This is a genomic window from Mesorhizobium sp., assembly GCF_005063415.1.
GTDB lineage: Bacteria > Pseudomonadota > Alphaproteobacteria > Rhizobiales > Rhizobiaceae > Mesorhizobium.
The window spans coordinates 1-308 of record NZ_SUEG01000324.1; the positions used below are offsets into that span (position 1 = coordinate 1).

At 69.8% G+C, this 308-nt stretch carries 1 protein-coding gene; it reads left to right on the top strand.

The genetic code is table 11. From position 1 onward, the window contains the following. On the top strand, positions 1–308 hold a 308-nt coding region (locus E5W70_RS32325), incomplete at both ends, for a pyruvate kinase alpha/beta domain-containing protein (RefSeq protein WP_292665409.1).

Genomic DNA, 308 nt, shown 5'->3' on the forward strand with positions numbered 1-308 from the left:
ACGCTGAAGCTGTCGGCGATCATCACCTATACCGCGTCCGGCACAACCGGCCTGCGCGCTGCGCGCGAGCGGCCGCAAGTGCCGATCGTGGCGCTGTCGCCGATCCTCAACACGGCGCGGCGGCTGTCGCTGCTGTGGGGCACGCATTGCGTCGTCTCCCCCGATGCCAGCGACCTCGACGACATGGTCGACCGCGCCTGCCGCATCGCCTTCGACGAGGGCTTCGGCAAGCCGGGCGACCGCGTCATCATCACGGCCGGCGTGCCGCTGAGGACGCCGGGATCGACCAACATGCTGCGCATCGCCTA